Source organism: Streptomyces spongiae, assembly GCF_009377185.1.
Lineage (GTDB): Bacteria > Actinomycetota > Actinomycetes > Streptomycetales > Streptomycetaceae > Streptomyces > Streptomyces spongiae.
On record NZ_VJZC01000896.1, the window covers coordinates 1 to 2,784 of the forward strand.

Below are 2,784 nucleotides of genomic sequence, written 5' to 3' on the forward strand. Positions count from 1 at the left end.
GCTGCGCCGCGTTCAGACCACCGCCCAGTTGCGCGACCTCGGCGTGACGCAGGCCGAGACGAACGAGCACTGCCGTCCCGGCGGGCCCTGGCAGCAGATCCTCCCGGGCGTGTACCTGCTCCACCCCGGCCCGGCCACGCCCCAGGAGCGCCTTCACGCGGTTCTGCTGTACGCCGGCCGCCGCCGTGACACGGCCGGGGTGCCCGTCCAGCCGGGTGCCGAGGAGCCGCACGCCCGCCCCGCCATCCCCCACTCTCGACTTCGCTCGAGCGGGGGGACCCCCATCGCCGACGCGATGATCACGGGCCTCGCCGCCCTCACCCTGCACGGCTTCACGTCGGCGCCCTCGCTCCTCACCCTGGACCGCGTCGACGTCCTCGTGCCACGGCTGCGCCGCCTCCGCTCCACGGGCTGCGCCCGCATCCTGCGCACGCCCACGCTCCCCACCCCGGTCCAGGTCACCGGCCTCCCGGTCGCCCCGGTACCGCGGGCCCTGGCCGACGCGGTGGCGGACCTGACCGACGCGGATGCCGTACGCGGGCTGCTGACGGAGGCGGTGCGCGCCGGCCACACGGACCCGTCTGCGGTGGTCCGGGAGCTGGCCCAGGCGCGTCTGCTGAACCGCCCGCACGTGGTGGACGCGGTCGAATCCCTCCTGGCCGAGGGCCGCCGAAACGCCGAGGTACTCCTCTACCGCATGGTCGAGGAGTACGGCCTGCCCGACCCCGTCTGGAACGTGGACCTGCGTCTGCCCGGCGGCCCCCATCTGGGCGGCCTCGACGCGTACTGGCCGGAGCAGGCGGTGGCCGTGGAGCTGGACACCCGGGCCGCGCGCCACGAGGAGGACGCCCTCTGGTCGGAGTACGCCCGCAAGCGCGAAACCCTGGAGCGCCTGGGCGTCACGGTCGTCCACATCACTCCGAGGAAGCTGCGCGCGTCCCTGGAGCAGCAGGCCGCGGTCGTCCGCACGGCCCTGATGGCCTCGGCGGACCGCGAGCCGCCGGCCTATGTCGTGGTGCTGCCCCGCTGAGCGCTCGGCTGGAACCTTCGGGAGGGGAGAGGAGGGCCGCCGATCCGTTCGGCGGCCCTCCTCGTGATCTCGGCGCCCGGGCGGGGCCGGGCGCGTCTTGCCTGTGCCGTGCCCGCGACGCACTCTTGTCCTATGGGTGCTCGCGACGGCCCCACGCTCATCACGTCCGTGCAGCGGGCGTTCCGCCTGCTGGAGGCGGTGGGCGCGCACGAGAACGGCGCGCCGGCGAAGCAGCTGGCGCGGGACACGGGGCTGCCCCTGGCCACCGCCTACCACCTGCTGCGGACGCTGGTCCACGACGGATACGTGCGCAAGCTGGACGACGGCGGTTTCGTCCTGGGCGACAAGCTGCGGACACTGCACACCACGACGGGCCGCGGGCAGGCGCTGCTCAGCCGGGTCCGCCCCACGCTCGCCGCCCTGCGGGACGAGCTCATGACCGCCGCCTACCTCACCTTCTACGAGGACGGCGAGATCCGGGTCGCCGAGATCGTCGACGGCCCCAAGGCGCCGCGGGTCGACCTCTGGGTGGGGTTCGACGAGGCCGGGCACGCCACCGCGCTGGGGAAGTCCGTGCTGCGGGAGCTGGACGACGACTCCCGCCGGGACTACCTGTCCCGGCACCCTCTCGCGGACCTCACACCCCGGACCATCACCAGCTCTCCGGAACTGCTCAGGCGGCTCGACGCCTCACCGGTGGCACCGGCGGTCACGGACCTGGAGGAGTACGCCCTCGGCACGGTCTGTGTCGCCGTGCCCGTCTACAGCGGGGACACGCTCGGTTCGCTCGGCGTCTCCCTGCGGGCCGGACGGCTCTCCCGGATCGAGGAGATCCGTGAGCGGCTGATTCCGACCGCCAGTCGCGTGACCAGGAGCCTTTCGCTCACTATCTGAAAATCCGCTTCTTGTGAGTCCCAGCCCGAACCCGTTTCCTGGATGAAACAGACATTTCAGGAGTGCGCCCCGCGCACGATGCACAGGTGAGGACTGCGGACACACCATGAGCCAGGCCCGAGACCATGTCGGCGTACTGCCCGTGCTGATCGTCTCCCTCGTCGCACTTGTCGGCCTCGTCGGCGGCGCGGGGATGATCTGGCTGCCGCTGCTCGCGGCCGGTCCCGCGTTGGCCGCGGCCACCAGCGGACCGCTCGGGGTCCTGTGCGTCGGTCTCCTCGCCACGGGACTGGGGACGACGCTCGGCACCCAGGACGGTGTTCCGGGTACCGAGCTCGCGGCCGTCCTGTCCGCCCTGGCGGCCGTCACCCTGGCGAGCGGTCTGGCCAGCGCCCTGCGCGGGCGCCGTGAACGGGTGCTCGCGGCCGTCCGCTCGGTCGCCGAGGCGGCCCAGCACGCGCTGCTCACGCCCGTACCGCCGACCGTCGGCCCGTTCCAGGTGGCCGTCCGCTACAGCGCCGCGGCGGCGGAGGCCCGCATCGGCGGGGATCTGTACGCGCTGGTGCCCACCCCGTACGGGGTGCGGCTGATCGTCGGCGACGTACGCGGCAAGGGGCTGCCGGCCGTCGGGACCGCCGCTCTCGTGCTCGGTGTCTTCCGGGAGGCCGCCTACGACGAACCCGATCTCCTCGCCGTCGTCGGCAGGATCGAGCGGAGCCTGGCCCGCAACCTCGGCAGCGACGACTTCGTCACCGCCGTGGTGGCGGGCTACCCGCGGCCGGGGCAGCTGGAGGTGGTCAACTGCGGCCACGCGCCCCCGCTGCTGGTACGCGCGTCCGGGGACGTCGCGGCGGTGGAGC

3 protein-coding genes are annotated in these 2,784 nt (G+C 73.6%); all 3 read left to right on the plus strand.

All coding sequences use genetic code 11. From position 1 onward, the window contains the following. The first annotated feature begins 1 nt into the window (after position 1). Positions 2–1,030 (plus strand): hypothetical protein, encoded by a 1,029-nt coding sequence (locus FNH08_RS48335; protein ID WP_152778253.1) that lies wholly within the window; start codon positions 2–4, stop codon positions 1,028–1,030. Between the two features lie 132 nt (positions 1,031–1,162). Then, on the plus strand, positions 1,163–1,924 hold the full coding sequence (locus FNH08_RS48340; RefSeq protein ID WP_152778254.1) for an IclR family transcriptional regulator: 762 nt from the start codon (positions 1,163–1,165) through the stop codon (positions 1,922–1,924). 106 nt (positions 1,925–2,030) lie between these two features. Continuing rightward, positions 2,031–2,784 (plus strand): PP2C family protein-serine/threonine phosphatase (locus tag FNH08_RS48345; RefSeq protein ID WP_152778255.1); only part of this gene is annotated, 754 nt, incomplete at its 3' end.